Annotated in this window: 6 protein-coding genes and 1 pseudogene; 3 read left to right on the forward strand and 4 right to left on the reverse strand. The window is 65.0% G+C overall.

The annotated features are described in order from the left end of the window. Positions 1-290 (forward strand): annotated as a pseudogene (rimM, locus tag ASE91_RS20700) (ribosome maturation factor RimM); the annotation flags it as partial. Between the two features lie 4 nt (positions 291-294). Here rimM and ASE91_RS13590 read toward each other — a convergent pair. Genes ASE91_RS13590 through ASE91_RS13600 form a run of 3 tightly spaced genes read right to left on the reverse strand, consistent with a single transcriptional unit; the run spans position 295 to position 2153 of the window. After that, positions 295-690, reverse strand: a complete 396-nt coding sequence (locus tag ASE91_RS13590; RefSeq protein ID WP_235530484.1) for a BLUF domain-containing protein — start codon at positions 688-690, stop codon at positions 295-297. 51 nt (positions 691-741) lie between these two features. Next, positions 742-1173 carry a hypothetical protein gene (locus ASE91_RS13595; RefSeq protein WP_056626942.1) on the reverse strand — a complete coding sequence of 144 codons (432 nt, stop codon included), beginning with the start codon at positions 1171-1173 and terminating at the stop codon, positions 742-744. Positions 1174-1211: 38 nt separating this feature from the next. Further along, positions 1212-2153 carry an NAD(P)/FAD-dependent oxidoreductase gene (locus ASE91_RS13600; RefSeq protein WP_056626944.1) on the reverse strand — a complete coding sequence of 314 codons (942 nt, stop codon included), beginning with the start codon at positions 2151-2153 and terminating at the stop codon, positions 1212-1214. Positions 2154-2215: 62 nt separating this feature from the next. Here ASE91_RS13600 and trmD point away from each other — a divergent pair, with 62 nt between their 5' ends. Together trmD and rplS are read left to right on the forward strand one after the other, a co-directional pair. After that, entirely contained in the window at positions 2216-2953 is a 738-nt protein-coding gene (gene trmD, locus ASE91_RS13605; RefSeq protein ID WP_056626946.1) for a tRNA (guanosine(37)-N1)-methyltransferase TrmD, read from the forward strand. Next, complete coding sequence (rplS, locus tag ASE91_RS13610; RefSeq protein WP_055994811.1) at positions 2950-3339, forward strand: 50S ribosomal protein L19; 390 nt, start codon at positions 2950-2952, stop codon at positions 3337-3339. Before trmD ends, rplS begins: the two co-directional genes overlap by 4 nt. A 776-nt stretch (positions 3340-4115) precedes the next feature. Here rplS and ASE91_RS13615 read toward each other — a convergent pair. Continuing rightward, positions 4116-5870 (reverse strand): histidine kinase dimerization/phosphoacceptor domain -containing protein (locus tag ASE91_RS13615; RefSeq protein WP_235530485.1); only part of this gene is annotated, 1755 nt, incomplete at its 5' end.

A 5870-nucleotide genomic window follows, 5' to 3' on the forward strand; every position in this document is an offset into this window, starting at 1 on the left:
GGACCAGGGCCGAGGCGATGCGCGGTACCGAATTGTGGATCGGCCGCGACCAGCTGCCCCCGCTGGGCGATGGTGAATATTACCATGCCGACCTGCTGGGATTGCCCGTGGTGTCGAGCGAAGGCGAAGCCTTGGGACAGGTCGTCGCGATCGACGATTTCGGTGCCGGCGACGTGATCGAAATCGAGCGCCCCGACGGCAAGCGCTTCATGGTGCCTATGCAGCCACACGCCGTACCCGAATGGAATGGCGAGCGGATGGTCGTCGACGCGCTGTTCGCCGCCGACTGACCGGTCAGCGGAAGGCCGCAGCCGTAAACGCCTGCCGCACCGCATCGGGCGCGTTGTTCAGCCGCCGTTCGAGCCGCGCCAGCAACGCATCGCTATCGGCACTGCCCCGTTCGGCACGCTCCATGCTCCAATAACCGAATTCGCGTGCCTCGACCGGGCGATCGGACAGGATCGTCAGTGCGTCGTGTCGGGGATCCTTCGCGATGCGGGCATAGGTCGATGCGACGCTGCTCTCCGGCCCCTCGATGACCTGCAGGAAAATACCGTCATTATACCATAACAGGCCGGTGATGCCGTCGACCGCGTTGTTGTGCCGCGAATGCTGGACGATCTGATCGACATCCACGCCCGGCACGCATCGGCTGGTGTAGAAGATCTGGCGAAACGGAGAGAGAGTCACCCCCGCCAAATACGATCGTTACGCAGGGCAATCAAGTCCCGGGGGGCTGGCTTACCGCCTTGGATCGGGAACGGTCACTGGCGGGCCGATCTCTGCATCGGGATCGGCCAGCTTCGTCACGAGCCGCCCGACCAGCGTGACCGGATCACGTCCGCCGCCATAGCCATAGGCTTCCGCCTCCGCCTTGCCGCAGCGACGCTGGCCGCGAAAGATGCCGCAGCCGGACAGGAACGGGTCCTGCGTCGACGCCCGCGCCGGCTCCCCCGCCACCGCGCCATCCTCGGCGGGCGACTTTGCGCGCGGTAGCGGCAGGCGATATCGGGCATTGCGGTCCGGATCGCCGCAGACGACGACCTCGTTATCGCGCGCGGCGGTGCAGTTCCGGCGGGCTTCGCGCTCGGCGGCGGCAGCGAGAATGCGGTCGACCGATTGTCCCGCGACACCGGCGGGCAGGGCGAGGAGCAGGAACAGGCCGACGGACATGATGCCGCGGTAGCATGACACCCCGCCCGGCCCAAGGCTTACCGGCGCAGCGGCTGCCGTTCGCTCAGGAGGTTGCGGATCGTCGTCGCCGCCACCCCGGCCTCGCCCATGGCATGGCTGATCTGGTCGAGGCCCTTCACCACGTCGCCGGCCGCGAACAGGCCCGGAATCGATGTCCGCTGGTGATCGTCGACCTCGAGGCAGCCCTCCCCGGTCGCCTTGGCGCCGGCGGCGACCGCCAGTTCGGAACGGATTCGCGAGCCGAGCGCCGGATAGACACTGTCGAACGCCATCTCCCCTTCCGCTGTCTCGACCACGAACCGGTCGCCATCGATCCGGTACCGTCCGCATGGCCCGTCGACCCGGCGGACACCGGCAGCGTCCAGCGCGTCGCGACAGGCATCGTCGAGATGATGGTCGCTGTCCGGCGCGATCAGGGTGACGTCGGCGCTGTAGCCACGCAGGAACAACGCCTCGCGCATGCCATGGTCGCTGGTGCCGATCACCCCGATCCGCCGGTCGGTCACTTCATAGCCGTCGCAGATCGGGCAATAGCGGAGCAGCCCCCGCGCCAGTGCGGCATCATGAACGTCGTCGTCCAGCCCCCGTGGGCGATGATTGACCACCCCGGTCGCCAGCAGCACGCTGCGCGCCGCGACGACGCCATCGGCGGTGGTGACGTGGTAATCATCGCCATTGCGGTCGATGGCGGTAACCGCCGCGGCCGTGCAGGTCGCGCCATAGGTCCGTGCCTGCTCGTGCATCCGGGCCAACAGGTCCGTCCCCGCGATCCCGCCGGGAAAGCCCGCATGGTTGTAGGTCCGGGGGATCATCGCCGCCCGGCTCGACCCGCAATCGAACATCCGGATGCGCAGATGGAAGCGGGCAAGATAGATGGCGGCGGTCAGTCCGGCAGGACCAGCACCGACGATCACGCAATCGACGATCTCGGGATCGGGGGTGGGGGCAATCGCCGGCATGGGGCGCAAATGAAGCGGATGGGGTTTCGTTCCCCGCGACTTGCGGGCACAGGCTGTGGCCCATGACCTTTGCCGCGACCGTGCTGACCCTCTATCCCGAAATGTTTCCCGGGCCGCTCGGCTTGTCGCTGGCCGGTCGGGCACTGCGCGAGGAACGCTGGTCGCTGGACGCGGTGCAGATTCGTGACTTCGCGACCGACCGGCATCGCTCGGTCGACGATACGCCGGCCGGGGGCGGGGCGGGGATGGTGCTGCGCGCCGATGTGCTGGCCGCCGCGCTGGACAGCGTGACCGACGGCCGCCCGGTCCTCGCCATGACGCCACGCGGCCGACCCCTGACCCAGCGGCGGGTGCGCGCGCTGGCGGCGGGGCCGGGTGCCATCGTGCTGTGCGGCCGGTTCGAGGGGTTCGACGAACGCCTGTTCGAAGCGCGCGCGATCGAACCCGTCGCGATCGGCGACTATGTGCTGTCGGGCGGTGAAATGGGAGCGCTGGTACTGCTCGACGCTTGCGTTCGGCTGCTTCCCGGCGTAATGGGCGCGGCTTCGAGTGGTATCGAGGAGAGCTTCGAAAGCGGCCTTCTCGAATACCCTCAATATACCCGGCCCTATGAATGGGAAGGGCGCGTGATTCCCGAAGTGTTGCGATCGGGGGATCATGCGCGGATCGCCGCGTGGCGCAAGTCACGGTCGGAATCCGATACACGGCTATGGCGGCCGGACCTGTGGGAGCGTCACGTCGACGCTCGGGTCCAGTCGCCCTCTGGCGCGCACAAGCAAGACGAAGGTCAGAAGACATGAACCTCCTCCAGACGCTCGAAGCGGAACAGATCGCCAAGTTCCTCGAATCGAAGTCGATCCCCGATTTCCGTGCCGGTGACACCCTCAAGGTCGGCGTGAAGGTCGTCGAAGGCGAGCGGACCCGCGTGCAGAACTACGAAGGCGTGTGCATCGCTCGGTCGAACGCCGGCATGGGCTCGTCGTTCACCGTCCGCAAGATGAGCTTCGGTGAAGGCGTGGAGCGCGTTTTCCCGCTCTATTCGCCGAACATCGATTCGATCGACGTTGTCCGTCGCGGTGTCGTGCGGCGCGCGAAGCTCTATTATCTGCGCGGTCGTACCGGCAAGTCGGCGCGTATCGCCGAACGCCGCGATCCGCGTCCGGTCAAGGCGACCGCCGCCGAGTAATCGGCTGCCCGCATTGCGCTATGGAAAGGGCGCGGTGGCCATTGGCCGCCGCGCCCTTTTTGCTGGGCAGTGCTGTTCGCGCTTTCTCGGTTTGCCGTCGTGGATAGAGCGTTACAGAAAAAACTTATTGGAAACTGGCTTCTGGATGGCGAAGGAAACAACCTGTTGCCACGCCGTCGGGTTCAACCGGATTCCCATGCCGGTTCCTAACCGGGAAAGTGAAACGCCGTCCTGCTTGCAATAAGCATACGCTTGAACAACGATGACTTGATGCGGCTAAATGATCGCCATTATCAGACAAGACATCTCGCGTTGCTTCTTTGCGGGATGTCGCTGGCGGCTTGTACCACTTCCGCGCAACGGCACGCCAAGTCGTTCGTACACTGGGATGCGGTATCAGACGCTACTAGCAGTGCAGAAGAACGATGTGGCGGAACCGCCTACCTTATAGATGGTCGCCGCGGTTACTCCCCTGATGACTACAGATGCAATCTAAAATAAAAGCGCAAGATAATCTAGGCAGGTAATGCTTGATGATTTTCTTAGAGCATAACTACACATCTTTGAACGCGGTACCGTCACTGAACCATGCGGCGTAAGGTGGAGCATCAGTTCAGCGATTTAGGAGGTGGTCGCTGGATTGTTGCCTTTCAGATGTGCCGCATTGGTCATCCCAGTCATGCCCGCGGGCGCCGATCCCGAATTTGCTATTCCAAGCGGGAAGATCAGGTCCGTTGCGATGACCTGAAGTTGATTGCCTCTACTACAATCCGACCTCAACCCTCGTCCGGTCCCGCGATCGGGGCCGACACGGTAAACCGCAAGCCCGGCGCGTTGTCGCTTTCCTCGATCACCCCGTCGAGCCGCTTGACCATCGCGGTCAGCATCCGCGTGCCGAACCCGGTGCGGTTGCCGACCCGGCCCTGCCCACGATCGGCGACGGTCAGGCGGAATCGGTTGCGGAACCGCTCCAGCGAGACCGAAATCGGCCCCGGCTTGCCCTCATAGGCATATTTCTGGGCATTGATGACCAGTTCGACCAGCACCAGCCCGACCTGTACCGCCGCGTCGGCCGATATCAGCATTGGCGACAGGTCCATGGTCAGTCGCCCGGTCCACTCGGCACCCATCGACGACTGCATCTCGGCCAGCAGATCCTCGATATAGCGGCCGAGGTCGATGACCGTGACGGCGTCGTCGGAATAGAGCCGCCGGTGGACCAGCGCGACCGCCGACAGCCGTCGTTGCGCCTCGCCCAGATGGCGGGTCAGCGTCTCGTCATTTTCGGCGGTCGCCTGCATCGCGAGGAATGCGACCACCAGCTGCAGACTGTTCTGCACCCGGTGGTTCACTTCCTTGATGAGCGTGTCCTGCTGCGCAAGCAGCGCGTCCTTGTCGGTGACCGCACGCGACAATTCGCGGTTCAACTCGCTGATCCGCCGCCGCTGGCGCATATCGAACAACAGGCGCGACAATCGGTGCCCGGCCTCGACCTCGGCCGGGGTCCATGGTCGAGCACGCCCGCGAATTTCTTCGCTCCACGCCGCGAAGGACGCGCGGGGGTTCAGCGGCTGGTCGGGGGCGTCGCTCACCGCCTTGTGCGGGTTTCCGGCCCATTGGATCGTCTGCAACGTCTCGGCACGGAACCACATCAGCACGATCGGCTCCTCGGCCGACAACGTGATCGCGAGGATGCCACTGGCCAGATCGCGATAGGCATGGGCGGCGGGCAGGCGCAGTTCCAGCGCGGCGCTGTGCGTCAAAATCGTGCCCTGCCGGCGTATCCAGCGCGACAGGTCGTCGATATCCTCGCGGGCCGGAACGTGGCCGGTCGTGTGCAGTACCGCGCCGCGCTGCAGGGCGAAGCCGTCGGCACCGAGCATCCGTTGCAGGTCGGGACCGATCAGCGCCGCAACCTGATCGGGATCGCCATCCTGCGCCAGCCGCTGCGCCAACGCATCCTCGGCCGCGCGCAACCGCAGGCGTTCGCGATATTCGGCAGCTTCTTCCTTGGCGGTCACCTGTTGCGCAAACGACGCCGCGATCAGTTCGCACGTCTTGCGCTGCAAATAGGACAATGTGCGCGGGCTGCGATGGTGACATGCGACCAGCCCCCACAACATGCCGTCCTTGACGATCGACACCGATGCCGAGGCCGCAACGCCCATATTGTACAGATACTGGACATGGATCGGCGATACTGCCCGCAGGCCGACATCGCTCAGGTCGATGGTGCACAGTGCCGGGTCGATCCCGCTGATCGGTGCGGGGACATAGGCCGCATCGGGGATCACCCGAACCCGGTTGCGGACATACAGCGCACGTGCCTGTCGCGGAATGTCGGATGCGGGGAAGTGATGGTTCAGGAACCCGTCCATGTCGGGTGCATGGCGTTCGGCGACGACCTTGCCCGAATCATCGTCAAGGAAGCGATAGATCATGACCCGGTCGAACCCGGTCAGCCGCGAAAAAAGCGCGGCGGCACGCGCACCCAGATCGTCGAGATCGACGGCGCGGGCGAATTCCTCGCC

This window comes from Sphingomonas sp. Leaf62, assembly GCF_001421915.1.
GTDB lineage: Bacteria > Pseudomonadota > Alphaproteobacteria > Sphingomonadales > Sphingomonadaceae > Sphingomonas.